Origin of the sequence: Cellulophaga sp. RHA_52, from assembly GCF_007827205.1 — a bacterium.
Taxonomy (GTDB): Bacteria; Bacteroidota; Bacteroidia; order Flavobacteriales; family Flavobacteriaceae; genus Cellulophaga; species Cellulophaga lytica.
Genome location: NZ_VIRZ01000001.1, coordinates 2,659,820 through 2,680,208, shown reverse-complemented (window position 1 = coordinate 2,680,208; position 20,389 = coordinate 2,659,820). Strand labels below are relative to the sequence as shown.

Sequence of the window (20,389 nt, the reverse complement as noted above, 5' to 3'; positions counted from 1 at the left end):
ATTAATTAATTAGGTCTTTCAAAAGATTTTTTAGAGTTGCTTTTTGCATACTCTTTAAATTGTCTCTGTTGCTGCTTAACAGTCATTGTACTTCCGTCATGACTCCAACCTGGAGGTCCAAATACATACATCAACTTATGAGATAGTTTTTTTGATTTCTTCATATCCATCCAAATATCCTTAAACTCGTGCGTTAAAATAACAATTGGATTGTTAGAATTTGGCGCGTGTATTACACCATATTTAACATCAATACTATCATCTAAAGGCAACCAAGTACCAAACATTCTGTCAAAAATATTTAAAAAGCCACCGTGGTTTTTATCTAAATACTCTACGTTTTGCGCGTGGTGTACCTGGTGCATCGTATGCGTATTCATAAACTTCTCAAAAATACCCAACTTTGGTAACAACACCGTATGTAACTGAAACTGCCACAAAGCCTCTATACCCAAGCAGAATACAACCATCTCTGGCTCAAAACCTATAGCTGGCATCCACATATAAAAAAGTGGCTTATATAGTAATGTAAACCAACCATTTCTAACAGCTGTTCCTAAATTAAAGTTGTCTGATGAGTGATGCACAATATGTGCTGCCCATAAAATTCTAATTTCATGGTTAGCTCTATGAAACCAATAATAAGTAAAATCATCTGCAAGCTGACAAAGTAACCACACATACCATGCATAGCCAAAAGACTCATAACCTAAAAGGTTGGTGTTTACACCATTTACCTCTGGATTACAAAGCTCAAAAACAAACTCAAAAATTACTATGGCAGATATTACCTTAAGTGCAGCAGCTAATATTGCAGAACCAACACCCATAAAACCACTTGCAAAAAGATCTTTCCAGTCGTAAAGATCATGGTGTTCTTCATGACTTTTACTATAAGCTAATTCTAATAAAATAAAAATTATAAACGCTGGACCGCCGTATACTAGCGGATTTGTTAAATCCATATAAAAATATTTTTTTTGCTAAGATAACTATATTAAAGGTTATTATTTCTAAAATAGAGTTGTTTGTTCGGTATCATCGTCAGCAGAATCATCTTTATCATCCGCTTTAGAATCCGTAACCTCTTCCTTCTCTGTTACTTTCGTTTCTTTTGGAACCTCTTCAATTTCTTCTACTTCTTCATAAGGCAAAGACTCTAGAACATTGGTGTTTTTAATCTTATCTGCAGTTAACTGATTACCTAAAGCTTTAATTCCTTTAATTGCTATAAAATCCTCTATATCAACTTTTTGATTAGGTTTTTGCTCTTTACCTCTAGGTTTTGCAAATTCCAATTCTACAACTGGCCTCCAATCTGTAGACACCAATTCTAAAACTGACTTTGGATGCTCAGAAATAAACAACTCCTCTTTGTTTTCGTTTTCTATTAAAAAACGCTTAATGTAATAACGCTCTTTAACACCGTCAAAATAAATAGCTGAAATAGGTTTTTTAGGATTCCATTTTTCTAAAACTATCATATCCTCATCAAAATGAGTTGTAATTTCTGGTTTAACTGTTTTTACTATTCCTTTTTGAGTTATAACAAGAATTAAATCCTCCCCTTTAAACTCTCCAAGCAATTCACCTCTACCATCCAAGTTTAGTCTACTCACCACATCATCAAACCAAATTTTACGTGGTTTTAATGTGGAAACACCTTTTTCTTTTAAATCTATACGCTTAACAGCATATTTACTAACAATATTACCTTTTGATGATCTCCCTTTTATTAAAATATCAGAGAAATCCATATCCCACTTAAGTTTTTTAATACTACCTACTTGCCTTAAGTGAATGGTAACAATTTCTGCTTCTCCGTTAGGGTTTGCGGAAAAATACAAGACATCTGAGTTAGGTTTTCCTGTAGTAAGCGGATAAAGTTTATCTCTTGTAACAGATGTAACATTAAAACGCTTTATGTAGCTAGCTCCTCCTTTACCATCTTTATAAATCATATTATAAGTGGTACGCTTGTCTTTTTTCTTAAATACAGCTACGTGTATAATATTTTTACCTACAAATATTTTTGAATCTACCTTAGAAACCATCATATGGCCATCTTTAGTAAATACTATAATATCATCTATATCACTACAGTCGGTTACATACTCGTCTTTCTTTAAGGATGTACCCACAAAACCTTCCTCTCTATTTACATAAAGCTTTGTGTTTCTTATAACTACCTTTGTAGCTTCAATATCATCAAAAACTCTAATCTCAGACTTGCGCTCACGACCTTTACCGTATTTATCTTTTAGATTTTTAAAATAATTAATAGCAAACTCTACCAAGTGCTCTAAATTATGCTTTACTTCCGCAATACGCTCTTCTAAACTATCTAGTAGCTGCTGTGCTTTATCTAAATCAAATTTAGAAATACGCTTAATTCTAATTTCTGTCAAACGAGTAATATCCTCCTCTGTTACAGCTCTTTTTAAATGTTTAGTATGTGGCTTTAAACCTTTATCTATTGCAGCTATAACACCTTCCCAAGTTTCCTCTTCTTCTATATCTCTATAAATACGGTTTTCTATAAAAATACGCTCTAAAGAAGAAAAGTGCCATTGCTCTTCTAACTCTCCAAGCTGAATTTCCAATTCTTCCTTTAGTAATTCTACTGTATAATCTGTAGAACGCTGCAACATCTCTGTTACCCCAATAAATAATGGCTTATTATCCTCTATAATACAACCCAAAGGAGATATAGAAGACTCGCAAGCAGTAAATGCATATAAAGCATCTATAGTTTTATCTGGAGAAATGCCAGCTGGCAAATGAACCAAAATCTCTACATCTGCAGCTGTATTGTCCTCAATTTTTTTAATTTTTATCTTCCCTTTGTCATTCGCTTTTAAAATAGAATCTATTAAAGAAGAAGTATTAGTTCCGTAAGGTATTTCACTAATAACCAGTGTATTTTTATCTGATTGTGAAATTTTTGCACGAACTCTTATTTTTCCTCCTCTTAGTCCGTCATTATAACCTGTTACATCTATAATACCAGAAGTAGGGAAGTCTGGAAATAATTTAAATTTTTGCCCTTTTAAATGTTTAATAGAAGAATCTATTAGCTCTATAAAATTATGAGGTAGTATTTTTGTTGACAAACCCACTGCAATACCTTCTGCACCTTGAGCAAGCAACAAAGGAAACTTAACAGGTAAATTTACAGGTTCTTTTTTACGGCCATCATAAGATTGTTGCCATTCTGTAATTTTCGGACTAAAAACAACATCTAAAGCAAATTTAGACAGCCTAGCCTCTATATATCTAGATGCTGCTGCTCTATCTCCTGTTAAAATGTTACCCCAGTTACCTTGTGTGTCTATCAAAAGGTCTTTTTGACCAATTTGCACCATAGCATCTGCAATACTAGCATCACCGTGAGGGTGATACTGCATTGTATGACCAACTACATTTGCAACTTTGTTATACCTACCATCATCTAACTCCTTAAGTGAGTGCATGATTCTACGCTGCACTGGTTTAAAACCATCTTCTATAGCAGGTACTGCACGTTCTAAAATTACATAAGAGGCGTAATCTAAAAACCAATCTTTATACATCCCAGTGACCTTTGTAAGCTCATCTTGCGGATTGTTTGTATTATTGTCTAGATTCTCGTTAACTTCTTCGTTCTCTTCCATAAAGAAAGACTCGTGTTTATCTGGTTTATAATTAGTTGTCCTCGATTAAATCAAGTTCTACTTTAAGATTTTCTATAATAAATTTTTGGCGGTCTGGTGTATTTTTACCCATGTAAAAACTAAGCAATTGCTCTATAGACATTGCCTTGTCTAACATCACAGGTTCTAAACGAATATCATCACCAATAAAATGTTTAAACTCATCTGGTGAAATTTCACCCAAACCTTTAAATCGGGTAATTTCTGGTTTGCCAGTTAATTTTTCTATTGCTTCAGCTTTTTCTTCTGGACTGTAACAGTAATATGTTTGTTTTTTATTACGAACCCTAAAAAGAGGCGTTTGCAATATGTACAAATGATTTTCTTTTATTAATTCTGGAAAAAATTGCAAAAAGAAGGTTATTAAAAGTAATCTAATGTGCATACCATCTACATCGGCATCTGTTGCAATTACAATATTATTGTAACGCAAATCTTCCATAGACTCTTCTATGTTTAAAGCAGCTTGCAGTAAATTAAATTCCTCATTCTCATACACTATCTTTTTAGACATTCCGTATGAGTTTAAAGGCTTACCACGCAAACTAAAAACAGCTTGTGTATTAACATCCCTAGATTTTGTTATAGATCCTGATGCAGAATCTCCCTCGGTAATAAATAAGGTAGACTCTAATCTTCTATCCTTTTTTAAATCTCCCAAGTGAACACGGCAATCTCTCAGTTTTTTATTATGCAGACTGGCTTTTTTAGCTCTATCTCTTGCAAGCTTACGAATACCAGACAAGTCTTTACGCTCACGTTCTGCTTGTATTATTTTACGCTGTAACGCTTCTGCTGTTTCAGGGTTTTTATGAAGGTAATTATCTAAATACTTACCAACAAAATCATTTATATAAGTACGTACAGTTGGGTAGTTACCTCCCATATCTGTAGAACCAAGTTTTGTTTTAGTCTGACTTTCAAAAACAGGCTCCATTACTTTTATTGATACCGCAGAAATAATAGACTTTCGAATATCTGAAGCCTCATAATTTTTTCCGTAAAAATCCCTAATTGTTTTTACTATAGCCTCTCTAAAAGCAGATTGATGAGTACCTCCTTGTGTGGTGTGCTGACCATTAACAAAGGATTGATACTCCTCACTATATTGCGTTTTACTGTGCGTTATAGCTATTTCTATATCATCACCTTTTAAATGAATGATAGGATACAGTAAATCCTCAACATTATTATTATCCTCCAAAAGATCTTTAAGTCCATTTTCAGAAAAATATTTTTCACCATTAAAAACTATAGTCAACCCAGGATTTAGGTACACGTAGTTTTTAAGCATACGTACCACATACTCATTTCTGTACTTATAGTTTTTAAATATAGTTTCATCTGGTGTAAACGAAACTTTTGTGCCTTTTCTTTTAGAGCTATCTACAGGGCCTTCTTCTGCAACTAAATTACCTTGACTAAACTCAGCCCACTTAGATTGCCCTTCTCTAGATGATTCTACCTTAAAAAAGTTAGACAGTGCATTTACAGCTTTGGTACCTACACCATTTAAACCAACAGATTTTTTAAAGGCCTTAGAGTCATACTTACCACCTGTATTCATCTTAGATACTACATCTACAACTTTACCAAGCGGAATACCACGACCATAATCACGAACCTTAACTAAATTATCTTTTATGTTAATTTCTATGGTTTTTCCTGCACCCATTACAAACTCATCTATACAGTTATCTAAAACTTCTTTTAAAAGAATATAGATACCGTCATCTGCAGATGAACCATCGCCTAATTTACCAATATACATCCCCGGACGCATACGTATATGCTCTTTCCAATCTAAGGAACGAATATTGTCTTCAGTATATTTAGTATTGTCTGACATTGATTTAGGATAATTGCAGTTTGCACGCTAATATAGTAAGTGTTAGAAAAAAATGAAACACCTACAGCCTAAAGTAATTAACAATAGTACATTTAATTTTGTTGATATATAGAAATTAAGTAGTTACAATTAAGAAATAAGATAAAAAATTCATCATTTTAACTTTATAGCACAAAAAAATGCTGCAACAAGGTTACAGCATTTTAAAATATATTAGTTCCGTAAATAGTTACACATTAAATCTAAAGTGCATAACATCTCCATCTTTTACAATATACTCTTTACCTTCTACACGCATTTTTCCTGCTTCTTTAACTTTAGCTTCGCTACCGTAAGTAACATAGTCATTATAAGCAATAACTTCTGCACGTATAAAACCTTTTTCAAAATCTGTATGTATAACACCTGCAGCTTGTGGTGCAGTGGCACCAATTGGTATAGTCCAAGCTCTAACCTCTTTAACACCTGCAGTAAAATAGGTCTCTAAATTTAATAATTTATAAGCCCCTCTAATTAACTTAGCAGAACCAGGCTCTTCTAAACCTAAATCTTCTAAAAACATTTGGCGCTCCTCATAACTATCTAACTCTGTAATATCTGCTTCTGTACCTACGGCTAAGAAAATAACTTCTGCATTTTCTTTAGCTACAGCTTCTTTAACTTTTTCTACATATTCATTACCATTTACAGCTGCATCTTCATCTACATTACAAACATACATTACTGGCTTATCTGTAATAAACTGTAGTGGCTTAACATACTCTAAATGGTCTTTTTCTTCAACCTCTATAGCTCTAACAGAAACTCCAGCTTCTAATCCTTCTTTTAACTTTAAAAGAATAGCCTCTTCTTTCTGCGCCTCTTTATTTCCTGTTTTAGCAGTACGTTTTACTTTTTCTAGCTTTTTATCTACAGTTTCCAAATCTTTTAACTGCAATTCCATATCTATGGTTTCTTTATCTCTAATAGGATCTACAGAACCATCTACGTGTACAATATTATCATTATTAAAGCAGCGTAATACGTGTAAAATAGCATCAGTTTCTCTAATGTTTCCTAAAAACTGATTTCCTAAACCTTCTCCTTTACTTGCACCTTTTACAAGACCTGCAATATCTACAATCTCTACAGTTGCTGGCAAAACACGCTCTGGGTTCACCAATTCTTCTAATTTTTGCAACCTTGCATCTGGTACATTAACAACACCAATATTAGGCTCTATAGTACAAAACGGAAAATTTGCGCTTTGCGCTTTTGCATTAGATAAACAATTAAAAAGGGTAGATTTCCCTACGTTTGGCAATCCAACAATACCTGCTTTCATTTCAAATTCTATTTTTAGTGCCGCAAATATACCATTTATAAATTTTCAAGAACAAATAAAACGTTTTTCATTACCTTTAGATTTATAAAAACCTAAATATCAACCTATATGAAAAAAAATTGCATTCTTATTTTTAGTCTTTTATGCTTCTCGTTCGCGTTTAGTCAATCTACAATCACAGGTACTGTGGTAGATGATGAAGGAGCACCACTAGCCGGAGTAAACATTCTTGAAAAAGGCACAACAAACGGAACATCTACAGATTTTGATGGTAAATATACTATTGATGCCCAAGCAAATGCCACACTAATTTTTAGTTACATAGGCTTTACTACACAAGAAATAAGCGTTTCTGGTAAAACAACTATTAATATAACCTTGTCTGAGGGTATGCTGCTAGATGAAATACAACTGGTTGGCTCTAGAAGCCCTAAGCGTACTGCAACAGACACGGCAGTACCAATAGATGTGTTAAATGTTGCGGAAATAGCCTCTAATACAGGAAAAGTAGAAGTTAACGATATTTTACAATATGCAGCTCCTTCTTTTAATGCAACAAAACAGTCGGGTTCTGATGGTGCAGACCATATTGTACCTGCTAGTTTAAGGGGTTTAGGCCCAGACCAAACACTGGTACTAGTAAACGGAAAAAGAAGACACCAATCTTCTTTGGTAAACATTTTTGGAACTAGAGGTCGTGGTAACTCTGGTACAGATTTAAATGCTATTCCTGCTTCTGCAATTAAAAGAATTGAAGTTTTAAGAGATGGCGCCTCTGCACAGTATGGATCTGATGCCATTGCTGGTGTAATAAATATTGTACTAAAAAATAATACTAACGGATTTTCTGGTGGAATTACATACGGAGCCTACAGTACTGCTATTGGAGATGGATGGGCAGAAGAAACAGGAGAAACTCTTTATAATGTTGAAGGTGAAAACAGACTGGATGGAAAAGAGAAAAATTTTGATGGAGAAACCACCAAAATAGATCTTAATTACGGTATGGCTCTTGGCGAAAATGGCGGTTTCTTTAATGTTACAACCGAATTTTTATCTAAAGAAAAAACACTTAGACCAGGATTTAGCTGGAGAAAAGGTTATGGCGGCGCTGCAATAGATGGTTTTAATTTTATGATTAACTCTGCAGTTCCTATTGATGAAAATACTGAAGTTTACGCCTTTGGTGGTAGAAACTATAGAGACACTAACGCCAATGCATTTTCTAGAGATGGTTTTGCGGATGGCGACAATAGAGCTGTACCTAGCTTATATCCAGACGGGTTTACTCCTCAAATTACATCATTAATTACAGATGTTTCTGTTTCTGCTGGTGTTAGAAGCAAAACTAAAAATGGATGGAACGTAGATTTTAACAATACTTACGGTAAAAACAACTTTCATTATTTTGTAAAGAATACAAACAACGCTTCTATGCAAGATGCTTCTCCTACGGATTTTGATGCAGGAGGACACTACCTTTCTATGAATACAACAGGATTAGAACTTAATAAGTATTTTGAAGATGTTGCAGCCGGTTTAAACGTTGCATATGGATTTGAATACCGCACAGAAAACTTTGGTATTTTTTCTGGTGAAGAAGCTTCTTACTCCTTATATGATGAAAATGGCGTAGTACTTACAAATCCTGCTACACAAACTGCAGCTCAAGACAGTAACGGAGATGATTTACCAGGAAGCTCGCAAGGTTTTCCGGGATACAGCCCTGCTAATGAGGTAGACCGCAGTAGAACCAATTACGGTATTTATGTAGATTCTGAGTTAAATGTTAGCGACCAATTTATGGTTGGTGGCGCCTTACGTTATGAAAACTATAGTGATTTTGGTAACACTTTTAACTTTAAACTAGCAAGTAGATATAAGGTTAATAATAATTTAGCTTTTAGAGGATCTGTTTCTACAGGTTTTAGAGCGCCTTCTTTAGCGCAACTATACTACAACTTAATATTTACAAATATTGTTGCTGGCAAATCTGTACCTTCTTTACTATCTGCTAATAACAGCACAGTAACAAAGGCTTTTGGAATAGGACAGTTAAACGAAGAAAAAGCAGTAAATGCTAGTTTAGGGTTTACTTATACAAATGGCGGTTTTTCTGCAACTATAGACGCTTATTCTATTGCTGTTGATGACCGTATTATTTTAACGGATAACTTTACAGACCAAACTGTACTTGGACCTTTAGGTGTAGATGCAGCACAATTTTTTGCAAATGGCGTAGATACCAGAACTACTGGTTTAGATATTGTGCTTAATTACACTACTGCAATTGGCGCAAAAGGAAAAGCTAATATTGGACTAATTGGTAACTTTAATGATTTAGAGGTAAAAGAAATACACAATGGCAATTTAAATGAATTTACTTTCTTTGGACCTTTTTCTCAAGCTTATTTAGAAGCCGCTGCACCAGATTATAAATTTGGACTTAACCTAGGATATTCTACTCCTAAGTTTAACGCACAAGCTACTTTAACGCAGTTTAGCGAAGTAGAATTGCAAGATTTTCAGTGGGTAGATACACCTGCAACTACACAAGCAGAAGCAGATTTATTATACCCAGTAGCTACAGATATTTATGAAGCTGCACTAGTTGTAGATTTAAGTATTGGCTATCAGTTTTGTAAAAATTTAAAACTTACAGTTGGTGCTAATAACTTATTTAATGAGTACCCTACTCCACAATTTGATGGATGGACAGATCAAGGTGGTTTAGCAGATTCTGTACAAATGGGCTCAGACGGAACTTATATTTTTAGCAGAATAAACTTTAACTTCTAAGAGTAGATAATATACAAACACAAAAAAGCGAGGATATAATATCCTCGCTTTTTTTATCATAAATAATACGTAAAACTCTTTTACTACTACCCTTCTGGGTGCATAAAACGTTGCTTTGCTAAAAGTTCTTCTTCAGTTTCTACAATGTCATCATCCGGCACACAACAGTCTACAGGGCAAACAGCAGCACACTGAGGCTCTTCATGAAATCCTTTACACTCCGTACACTTGTCTGGAGATATATAGTAAATTTCATCACTAATAGGCTCTTGAGACTCTTCAGCATCAACCTCTTTACCATTTGGTAAAACAATTGTACCTTCTAAAGATGTACCATCTGCATATCTCCAATCGTCTGCACCTTCATATATTGCTGTATTTGGACATTCTGGCTCGCAAGCTCCACAATTAATACATTCGTCTGTTATTATTATTGCCATAATTTATATCAATTTTTAGACTGATATTTAATCAGTATATCTACTTTTGCACAAAGGTAAACCCTATTAAATCACTATACAAATAAAATGGCTAAACTTGAAGATAGAATAGTTGCTTTTTCTGAATTAGGAACTTTGTTTGCAGATTATTACGAATTTGCAAACTCAGAAAAACAAGAAGAAAATACAAATGAATGGGTCTTAAAATTACAAGATGCAGTACATACAGCTAGCTTACACAACGGTTGGTTTACTGAAGAAAATATTCTTTTTTGCTTAAAAAATTGGAGTAATTTATTAACTCAAAAAAACTTAAATAATTGGTTTAAGTCATATGACTTAAATTTATTGAAAATCAAAAAAGTAGCGATAATAATGGCTGGTAACATTCCGCTTGTTGGTTTTCACGATTTTTTAGCAACCATATTAACAGGTAATACCGCTTTAATTAAGTTATCATCTAACGATAAAATACTACTACCTTTTGTTTCTTCATTCTTAATAAAACAACTGCCAGAACTAGCAAACTCTATTACTTATGTAGACGGCAGATTAGAGGGGTTTGATGCTGTTATAGCCACAGGAAGTGATAATACTGCAAGGTATTTTGAGCATTATTTTGGTAAAAAACCAAATATTATAAGAAAAAACAGAAATTCTGTTGCAGTTTTAACAGGCAACGAAACCAATGAGCAATTAGAAAATCTTGCTGAAGACATATTTACCTACTATGGCTTGGGTTGTAGAAGTGTTTCTAAACTATTTGTTCCTAAAGGATATAATTTTGATGCTTTTTTTAAAGCAATGTATCCTAAACAAGACATAATACACCACGTTAAGTACGCAAATAATTATGATTACAATAAAGCTGTGTACTTAATGAGTGAATTTAATATTTTAGAAAATGGATTTTTGATGATTAAGGAAGATGAAAGTTACGCTTCTCCTATTTCTTCTGTTTTTTATGAGTATTATGAGTCCTTAGACACTCTAAAACAAAAGCTTACCAATGATAACAATAAAATACAATGTGTTGTTGCTAGTGGCTTGTTAGAGAATGAAGTTGCTTTTGGACAAACACAACAACCTAGTTTAACAGACTACGCAGATAATATAGACACTGTTGAATTCTTGTTGAAAACATCCTAGAATTAATTCAAATTAAAAAAGGTGTATTGTTATAAAATTTAGACCTTTACCTTATATTTAAATAAATTTAATAAAGCTATAAACAATTAAAAAACAATCAATTACTTATAGCTACAAACATAAATTGGCTAGCAAACCAATTACAAACAAAACACATACTAATGAAAAAGCATAATTTTAGCGCAGGACCTTGTATTTTACCACAAGAAGTATTACTTAAAGCATCAGAAGCTGTTGTAGATTTTAATGGTTCTGGCTTATCTTTAATAGAAATATCTCACCGTAGTAAAGATTTTGTAACTGTTATGGAAACTGCACAATCTTTAGCATTAGAGCACTTAGGGTTAACAGACAAAGGATACAAAGCATTGTTTTTACAAGGTGGTGCTAGTATGCAGTTTTTAATGACTGCCTATAACTTATTAGAAACAAAGGCAGGCTACTTAAACACTGGTACTTGGAGTGATAAAGCTATTAAAGAAGCTAAAATGTTTGGTGAAATTGTAGAAGTAAGATCTTCTAAAGATAAAAACTACAACTACATACCTAAAAATTATATGGTTCCTGCAGATTTAGATTATTTTCATTTAACATCTAACAATACCATATTTGGAACACAAATTAAGGAGTTTCCTAAAACTAAAGTCCCTGTAGTTTGTGATATGAGTTCAGATATCTTTTCTCGTAAATTAGATTTCTCTCAGTTTGATTTAATCTATGCTGGGGCGCAAAAAAATATGGGCCCTGCTGGTACTACTTTAGTGGTTATTAAAGAAGATGTTCTGGGCAAAGTAACAAGACAAATACCTTCTATGTTAAACTACCAAGTACATATTAGTAAAGACAGTATGTTTAATACACCACCTGTTTTTGCTGTTTACACATCTATGTTAACAATGCAATGGCTAAAAGACCTTGGAGGTATAGAAGCTATTGAAGAAATAAACGATAAAAAAGCTCAACTTTTATATTCCGAAATAGATTTAAACCCATTATTTAAAGGTTTTGCAGAAAAAGCAGACCGTTCTAATATGAATGCCACTTTTAATTTAACAGATGAAAAATTAAAAGAAACTTTTGATACTATGTGTAAAGAGGCTGGTATTAATGGTATTAATGGCCACAGATCTGTTGGCGGCTACAGAGCTTCTATGTACAATGCATTGTCTTTAGATAGCGTAGGTACTTTAGTAGATGTTATGAGCGACTTAGAAAGAAAAGCATAAATTGTTATAAATAATTTAAGATTACGTATGAAAAAAATATTAGCAAACGACGGTATATCACAAAACGGTATAGACGCATTAGAAAAAGCTGGTTTTAAAGTAATTACCACTACTGTAGCACAAGAACAGCTTGCTAATTATATTAATGAACATAAAATTGCTGGGTTAATAGTACGTAGTGCCACCCAGGTAAAAAAAGATATTATAGACAACTGCCCTACTCTAGAATTAATTGGTCGTGGTGGCGTTGGTATGGATAATATTGATGTAGATTACGCAAAAGAAAAAGGCTTACACGTTATTAATACACCTTCTGCTTCTTCTGCTTCTGTAGCAGAACTTGTATTTGCACATTTATACAATGGTGTACGTTATTTATATGACGCCAATCGTATAATGCCTTTAGAGGGTGATAGCAAGTTTAAACAACTTAAAAAGGCCTACGCTAAAGGTGTAGAACTAAGAGGTAAAACAATAGGTATTATTGGTTTTGGTAAAATTGGTAAAGCTACAGCCCAAATAGCACTTGGTGTTGGTATGAAAGTAATTTACCATGATACGCAGGTAGATGAAGCTACTGTTACAGTGCCTTTTTTTGATGGACAAACAGTTTCCTTTAATTTAAAAAACACACCAAAAGATACACTTTTAAAAGAATCAGATTTTATTACAGTTCATGTTCCTGCACAAGCAAATTACACTATTGCTGATAGTGATTTTGATAAAATGAAAGACGGTGTTGGTATTATAAATGCTGCTCGTGGTGGCGCTTTAGATGAAGTTGCACTTGTAGATGCTTTAGAAGAAAATAAAGTTGCTTTTGCTGGTTTAGATGTATTTGAATCTGAACCTAATCCTGAAATAAGAATATTAATGCACCCTAAAATTTCTTTAACTCCGCATATTGGCGCTGCTACTAATGAAGCTCAAAATAGAATTGGAGAAGAATTAGCTGCTCAAATTGTAAGTTTACTAAAATAAGTGCAGATTATCGGTTATTCTATAATAGCATTTATTTTTTTTGTAAATTGAAGCATTATTAAACATTAACTAAACAAATCAAATGTCAGGATTATTAGACTTATTAAATAGCCCAATTGGCTCGCAAATTATTAAAGGTGTTGCAGGACAGGCTGGAGAATCAGAACAAAAAACAGCAGGTGTACTTAGCATGGCACTACCTTTACTAATGGGTGCAATGAAAAAAAACACAGCTACTCCAGAAGGTGCGCAAGGACTTATGAGTGCTCTAACAAATAAACATGATGGTAGTATTTTAGACAACCTTGGAAGTTTATTTGGTGGCGGTGTAGATGACAATGTAATGAACGACGGTCAAGGAATACTTAACCACGTATTAGGAGCTAAACAACCACAGGTAGAAAATGCACTAAGTCAAAAAGCTGGTGTAAGTTCGGATACTGTTGCTACTATTTTAAAAGTTGCTGCACCACTTTTAATGGGTGTTTTAGGTAAACAAGCAAGAAACGAAAATGTTGTTGAGTCTAACGGTATAGGAAATCTTTTAGGAGGTTTACTAGGAAGTGATGAAAACAGCAATAAAGAACAATCTTTAATAGAGTCTTTTTTAGACTCTGACGGAGATGGTAGTATTTTAGATGATGTTGCCGGTATGGTTCTTGGAGGAAGTAACAAAGGTGGTGGTTCTGGAATTGGAGGCCTTTTAGGCGGACTTTTTGGAAAATAAACACGTTTTAACAAACTTACATAAGCCACTTGACAAAATCGAGTGGCTTTTTTTTTGTATATTAGAATAAATACAGATGCTATGAAAAAGAAAATTTATTTAGTTAGTTTATTAATTTCCGCTACCCTATTTATAAATTGTACTAGTACCAAAGAAACTGTATTAATATCTGATGCAGAAAAAGATGTATTTGAACAAAAAAATGGAGACCCTGTTGTTATAGCTGATGATGAGTCTGAGTATGAAATAACAATTATAGACCCAGGTTTTAATGCTTGGCTAGTAAGTTTTGCTAGGCCAGAACAATACTATTCACAGAGTTATTTAGAAACAAGAAACCGTTTATATGTTACAGAATGGAACCAAAGAGTTACACAACCCTTTAGATTTAATCCAAATTTATATGAAATGCAAATTAACTATTCTGCAAACATAGATTATGGTTATGAAGTAAATTATAAACTCTACAATTACTTTATTTATTTTCAAAGAAAATACAATCAACGTCTAGGCCATTTTGTTCCTCGCATATAAGCTGTTATATTTGCGGTCGATTAAATGCTATTATGGAAAAATTAAAACAACGCTGGGGAATAGATTCTAATTTCGCCATTGTTATGATACTTATTGTATTTGCCCTAACAGGTTCTTCTTCTTTAAAAATTGCAAGACCTTTTCTGGACTTTATAGGCTTTACAAGAGAAATTTTCCCATCAGATTGGTATTTTTCAATTTTGTATTGGACAGTTCGTATACTAATTATATTTCCAATATATCAAATACTACTAGTTGCTTTTGGTTGGCTATTTGGTCAGTTCAAATTCTTTTGGGCTTTTGAAAAAAAGATGCTCTCTAGACTTGGTTTTGGTCGTTTTTTTAAATAAAAATTTGCAATAAATCCTCTAATAACAATTTATTAACCAAGTCTTAATCTTAAGGTTTTTGTTTGCTATATAGATACACTTTCTTTTGTAAAGTATTAGATAGTGTCCCCTAAATGCTAGTAAACCAAAATCAATTTAACGAACAACTGCTTTTAAAAGAAGTATATAAAGGCAATATAAATGCCTATGAGACTATATTTAACACATATTGGAAAAGACTTTATTTATACGCTTTTAAAGTTTACGAAGATGAGTCATTGTGTGAAGATATAGTACAAGAAGTTTTTATAAACTTTTGGGAACGCAGAGAAAGTTTAAATGTAAATAAACTAGAAAACTACCTTTTTAAATCTGTTAAATACAAAATGGCAAACGCCATTAGAGATTTAAAATTTACAAACATACACTTATCTAAGCTTTTAGATCTTCCATCAGACAGTTCTCAAGAAAACAGTGTAGAATATAAAGAACTCCAGCAAGAAATAAACTCTGTGATTGCTACACTACCCGATAAATGCAAAAAAGTATTTATTATGAGTAGGTTTGATGATCTTACAAATGCAGAAATAGCAGAAAAACTAAACTTATCTATACGCACTGTAGAAACGCATATTAGTAATGCTATTAAACACTTAAAAAATAATTTAAGCACCACTTCTCTTTACGCTAGCATTATTCTAATGTTAACTTAATATCACTAAAATAATCCGCAGATTAACCAATTGTTAAAAGGCTCATTTTTTAAAAAATTGCTTACGTGTACTCCTATGTTTTTGTGACTACCTAGTAAAAGCAATAACATTGAAGAAAGAAGAATTTATAAAAATTACAGAAAAGTTTGCTAAAGGTACAGCATCTAAAAAGGAAGAAAATATTGTTTCTACCTTTTTTGATTCATTACAAGATAAAGAAGTAAACACAGAAATTACTAATGAAGCACGAAAGCAAAAAATGTTTAACGCCATTAAGGCAAAAACCGTTAAGCAGTCTAAAAAAACAACTTTTGTGAAAATTGCTGCTGCAATAATACTATTTATAAGCTTAGGTACATTTGTTATACATACTATTACTAAAGAAACCATAGTAACCTATGCCACAGTAAAAGGAGAACGAAAAAATATAACGCTACCAGATGGAAGTTCTATTTTTCTAAATTCGAAAAGTAGTATTTCTTACGCTAAAGAATTTACAAATAACAGAAATGTAACACTAAATGGTGAAGCATTTTTTAAGGTTACTAAAGACAGCCTAAACCCTTTTAGCGTAGAAACTAATACCATAAAAACTACAGTATTAGGTACATCTTTTAATATAAGCTCCTACCCTAAAAACAATGCTAAAGTAACTGTAAACACAGGAAAGGTAAAGGTACAAATGATTACAGATTTAAATAAACAACTGTTTTTAACAAAAAATCAAAGCGCTACTTATGTTTATGGTTCTTCTAATTTAGAAAAAAGCACAAGTAACTCTAACAATTACAATGCTTGGACCAAAAATACTTTGTGGTTTAAAGACAATAACCTAAAAGAAGTTTCAGAAAAATTAGAGAACTGGTTTAATGTAAAAATTACAATTAAAGACCAAGATTTAGAATCACTAAAACTTACGGGTACTTATAAAAATCCAAAATTAATTGAGATATTGGAAAGTATTAAATTCCTAAAAAACATTGAATATATTATTACAAACAACCAAATAACAATTCTAAAAACTAAAAAAGAAGAAATGCCTATGTAACACAAATAAAAAAACCCATTTCTGCGGGAACAGTAATGGGCTATAATGAATCTTCAAGCCTAAAACTTGAAAAAAACTTTAATAAAGACTTATCAGTTAACACTAAAAAGCCAAAATGAAATCAAATTTACAAAAAAAGCTAATGAAAAAACTCAAATCATATATAAAACTATATTTTGTCATTAGTCTTGTATTAACATCCAACATAGTGTTGGGTTTTAATCAACCAGAAAAAATATCAGTAATTTTAAATAAAGTTAGTTTAGACAAGGTTTTTAAAGCAATAGAAAACAAAACAGAATACACCTTTGTTTATGATAATAGCATTGTTAAATCTACTACCAAAAAAAACTACAATTACACTAATACTACACTTAAAGAAATATTAGCAAAACTTAGTGACGAAGAAAAAATTGCGTTTAAAGTTATTAATAAGACAATAACTGTTGCTAAAAAAACCAAACAGTTAAAGACAATTAAAGGAATTGTTATTGATAAAGATAACATACCATTAGCTGGAGCAAGTGTGCTTATTAAAGGAGCTAAAACTGGCACAACAACAGATTTTGACGGTAAATTTTCTTTAGACATTAATGTGCAAGCTACCACCCTAATTGTTAATTATATGGGGTTTGTGTCTAAGGAAATTACAACAGATAACCGCTCTTTTTACCAAATAATTTTAGAAGAAAACGTTAATGCCTTAAACGAAGTAGTTGTAACAGCTTTGGGTATTAAAAGAGAAGAAAAAAAATTAGGTTATGCACAACAAACCGTTAAAGGAGAACAATTAACAGACGCACGCCCTAATAACTGGTCTGATGCTTTACGTGGAAAGGTTCCTGGTTTAAATATTCAATCTTTAGGCGGACCATTAAATTCTCAAGAGATAAAGTTAAGAGGAGACAGCTCTTTAAATCCAGGCAACAATGCTGCTTTGGTTGTTGTAGATGGTGTTCCTGTTACTAGTGGTTTAGCATCTACAGGTGCAAGTAATTCCTATATGGGAGGTGATGCATCTAACGATACGCCTGTAGATTTAGGTAACGGAATATCTGACCTTAACCCTGAGGATATAGAAAGTGTATCTGTATTAAAAGGCGCTGGCGCAGCTGCTTTATACGGTTCTAGAGCAGCAAACGGTGTAGTTATCATCACAACAAAATCTGGAAAAAAACAACAAGGCTTAGGAATTACGTATAGTTCTAATACCAAGTTTGATGTAGTTACTAGATACCCAGATTACCAATATGAATATGGACAAGGTAGTGGTAAAGGAAGCTATCTAAAACCAGATGGTAGTACTTACTACACTTACGGAGCTTCTGAAGACGGAAAAAGTACCGCTGGTAGTAGTAGTGCTTTTGGTCCTAAGTTTGAAGGGCAATATTATTTTCAGTACGACCCAACTGTTGAGGGACAATCATTAGAGCGTCAATTGTGGCAACCATACAAAAATAATAGAAGTGATTTTTGGCGTGTAGGTAGCACACTAACTCAAAATTTAGCAATTCAGGGTGGTAATGACAAAGGAAGTATGCGTGCATCTCTTACACATTCTAAAAATGAATGGATTATGCCAAACACTGGTTTTGATCAGCTTTCAATATCTGTAAATAGTAAATACCAAATAACAGATAACGTAAAAATTAGTTCTGTTGTTAATTATAGAGACAGAAATAGCGATAACCTTCCTGGAACTGGTTACAACAACCACTCTATAGCTTATTTTATGATTTTTCAGAATCCTAATGTAAACTTAGATTGGTACAGACCTATTTGGAAAAAAGATAAAGAGGGTTTAAGTATGATAAGACCTTATAGTAGTTATATAGACAACCCTTACGGTATTGCATATGAGGTAGAAAACACATTAGAGCATGATGCTGTTACTGGTAACATACGTGCAGATATTAATCTTACTCCTAAGTTAGATTTAATGCTAAGAACCTCTTTAAACTCTTACAACAAAAATGCAGAACAACGTAGACCATATGATATAAACAGGTATAAAACTGGTTATTATAAAACAACTAGTATTTTTAAAAGAGAAGTTAATTCTGATTTTTTACTTACCTATAATAACAATATTAAAAACATAGACTTAAATGCTTCTGTAGGTGCAAATGCTATGGTTTACAAGTACAACAGATTAGATTCTTGGACCGTTGGTTTAGAAACACCTGGCATTTACAACCTTGTTAATGGTACAAACCTTTTTACAAATGAGTATGAAGGAAATGAAAAAGTAAATAGCCTTTACGGAATGTTATCATTAGGCTTTAATAATAAGTTATTTTTAGATATTACCGGACGTAATGACTGGTCTAGTACATTACCAAAAGAAAACTGGTCGTTCTTTTACCCATCTGCAAATGCCAGCATACTTTTAAATGAAATATTTACACTACCAGTTGCTATAGATTTTGCTAAACTTCGTTTTTCTTATGCTAAAGTTGGTAATGATGCACCACGTTATAGCACTAAAAAATACTTTGGCAGAAGCGGTTATGAATTTGCGAGTTCTGCAGTGGCACCTACTACTTTATATAATACAGAATTAAAGCCAGAGCAAACTACAAGTTATGAGGCTGGTTTAGATCTTCGCTTATTAAAAAACAGATTAAGTTTAGATGCTGCTGTTTATGAAACGTTTACAGATAATCAAATTTTAAAAGTTCCATTAGCGCAAAGTAGCGGTTATAGTTACGCTTGGATTAATTCTGGCGAAGTACGCAACAGAGGTGTAGAATTGTCTTTAAAAGCAACTCCTGTAAAAACTAAAAACTTTAACTGGAATACTACAATGACGTGGTCTACTAATAAAAGTAAAGTAATGAGTTTAGATGACAGACTAGAAGGCAAATTACAAATGATGAGCTCTTCTAATGCTAGGCTTGTTGCTAAAGAAGGTGAATCTGCAACAGCTTTATACGGTAGAGGTTTTGAAAGAAATGAAAACGGAGATATTTTATATACAGACAATGGTTACCCTATAAAAACTGATGATGACATTTATATAGGAGAAACTACTCCAGATTGGCGTGCGGGCTTCATTAATTCTTTTAAATACAAAAACCTTAGACTTAATATGGTCATAGATGGCCAATATGGAGGTGTAATTTACTCTCACACACACCATAAATTAACTCAGCAAGGAAAACTAAAACACACTTTACGTGGTCGTGAAGAAGGTGAACTTATAGGCAAGGGTGTTGTAGATAACGGAGATGGTACTTACAGACCAAACACTACTCCTTTACCAATTGCGGTGTATTATGATAAGCATTATGAACGTGTAAATACAGAAGCCAATAGTTTTGATGCTTCTTTTGTAAAGTTAAGAGAGGTTAGTTTAGAATATAAAGTTCCTGCTAAATTTTTAAAATCCCTATTTATATCTAGCGCTAGATGTTCTGTTTACGGAAGAAACTTGGGCGTATGGACAGACTTTCCTATTTATGATCCAGAAGTTGCTGCACAGGCAGGTGGCACAAATATTTTTACAGGTGTAGAAGTAGGACAATTACCTGTTGCAACAGAATTTGGGTTTAATGTAAAATTAGGACTATAACACA

At 32.9% G+C, this 20,389-nt stretch carries 15 protein-coding genes; 10 read left to right on the top strand and 5 right to left on the bottom strand.

The annotated features are described in order from the left end of the window. Positions 1-5 precede the first annotated feature (5 nt). From JM80_RS11845 to ychF, 4 genes are all read right to left on the bottom strand, one after another. Positions 6-965, bottom strand: a complete 960-nt coding sequence (locus JM80_RS11845; RefSeq protein WP_013622543.1) for a sterol desaturase family protein — start codon at positions 963-965, stop codon at positions 6-8. A gap of 48 nt (positions 966-1,013) precedes the next feature. Next, the gene (locus JM80_RS11840) at positions 1,014-3,653 is read right to left on the bottom strand and encodes a DNA gyrase/topoisomerase IV subunit A (RefSeq protein WP_089118462.1); all 2,640 of its coding nucleotides are present in this window, start codon (positions 3,651-3,653) and stop codon (positions 1,014-1,016) included. Between the two features lie 31 nt (positions 3,654-3,684). Beyond that, positions 3,685-5,541, bottom strand: a complete 1,857-nt coding sequence (locus tag JM80_RS11835; protein ID WP_013622545.1) for a DNA topoisomerase IV subunit B — start codon at positions 5,539-5,541, stop codon at positions 3,685-3,687. Between the two features lie 229 nt (positions 5,542-5,770). Further along, positions 5,771-6,865: a redox-regulated ATPase YchF gene (gene ychF / locus JM80_RS11830; RefSeq protein WP_013622546.1), complete on the bottom strand. Its 1,095-nt coding sequence runs from the start codon at positions 6,863-6,865 to the stop codon at positions 5,771-5,773. 108 nt (positions 6,866-6,973) lie between these two features. Between ychF and JM80_RS11825 the strand changes: the two genes are divergently transcribed. Then, positions 6,974-9,664 (top strand): TonB-dependent receptor, encoded by a 2,691-nt coding sequence (locus tag JM80_RS11825; RefSeq protein WP_144710278.1) that lies wholly within the window; start codon positions 6,974-6,976, stop codon positions 9,662-9,664. An 86-nt stretch (positions 9,665-9,750) separates the two neighbouring features. On the opposite strand, the gene JM80_RS11820 is transcribed toward JM80_RS11825, so the two are convergent. Further along, on the bottom strand, positions 9,751-10,104 hold the full coding sequence (locus JM80_RS11820) for a 4Fe-4S dicluster domain-containing protein (protein ID WP_013622548.1): 354 nt from the start codon (positions 10,102-10,104) through the stop codon (positions 9,751-9,753). A gap of 87 nt (positions 10,105-10,191) precedes the next feature. Here JM80_RS11820 and JM80_RS11815 point away from each other — a divergent pair, with 87 nt between their 5' ends. From JM80_RS11815 to JM80_RS11775, 9 genes are all read left to right on the top strand, one after another. Further along, positions 10,192-11,253, top strand: a complete 1,062-nt coding sequence (locus JM80_RS11815) for an acyl-CoA reductase (RefSeq protein WP_013622549.1) — start codon at positions 10,192-10,194, stop codon at positions 11,251-11,253. 161 nt (positions 11,254-11,414) lie between these two features. Next, on the top strand, positions 11,415-12,479 hold the full coding sequence (serC, locus tag JM80_RS11810) for a 3-phosphoserine/phosphohydroxythreonine transaminase (protein WP_013622550.1): 1,065 nt from the start codon (positions 11,415-11,417) through the stop codon (positions 12,477-12,479). A gap of 27 nt (positions 12,480-12,506) precedes the next feature. Further along, on the top strand, positions 12,507-13,460 hold the full coding sequence (locus JM80_RS11805; RefSeq protein WP_013622551.1) for an NAD(P)-dependent oxidoreductase: 954 nt from the start codon (positions 12,507-12,509) through the stop codon (positions 13,458-13,460). Between the two features lie 82 nt (positions 13,461-13,542). Next, complete coding sequence (locus JM80_RS11800; RefSeq protein WP_013622552.1) at positions 13,543-14,187, top strand: DUF937 domain-containing protein; 645 nt, start codon at positions 13,543-13,545, stop codon at positions 14,185-14,187. An 81-nt stretch (positions 14,188-14,268) separates the two neighbouring features. Further along, positions 14,269-14,721: a DUF6146 family protein gene (locus JM80_RS11795; RefSeq protein ID WP_034646665.1), complete on the top strand. Its 453-nt coding sequence runs from the start codon at positions 14,269-14,271 to the stop codon at positions 14,719-14,721. Between the two features lie 32 nt (positions 14,722-14,753). After that, positions 14,754-15,071 (top strand): DUF6787 family protein, encoded by a 318-nt coding sequence (locus tag JM80_RS11790; RefSeq protein WP_013622554.1) that lies wholly within the window; start codon positions 14,754-14,756, stop codon positions 15,069-15,071. Between the two features lie 113 nt (positions 15,072-15,184). Then, on the top strand, positions 15,185-15,763 hold the full coding sequence (locus tag JM80_RS11785; RefSeq protein WP_013622555.1) for an RNA polymerase sigma-70 factor: 579 nt from the start codon (positions 15,185-15,187) through the stop codon (positions 15,761-15,763). A 109-nt stretch (positions 15,764-15,872) separates the two neighbouring features. Beyond that, complete coding sequence (locus JM80_RS11780) at positions 15,873-16,811, top strand: FecR family protein (protein WP_144710276.1); 939 nt, start codon at positions 15,873-15,875, stop codon at positions 16,809-16,811. A gap of 142 nt (positions 16,812-16,953) precedes the next feature. Beyond that, positions 16,954-20,385, top strand: a complete 3,432-nt coding sequence (locus tag JM80_RS11775) for a SusC/RagA family TonB-linked outer membrane protein (RefSeq protein ID WP_144710274.1) — start codon at positions 16,954-16,956, stop codon at positions 20,383-20,385. The last annotated feature ends 4 nt before the right edge of the window (positions 20,386-20,389 follow it).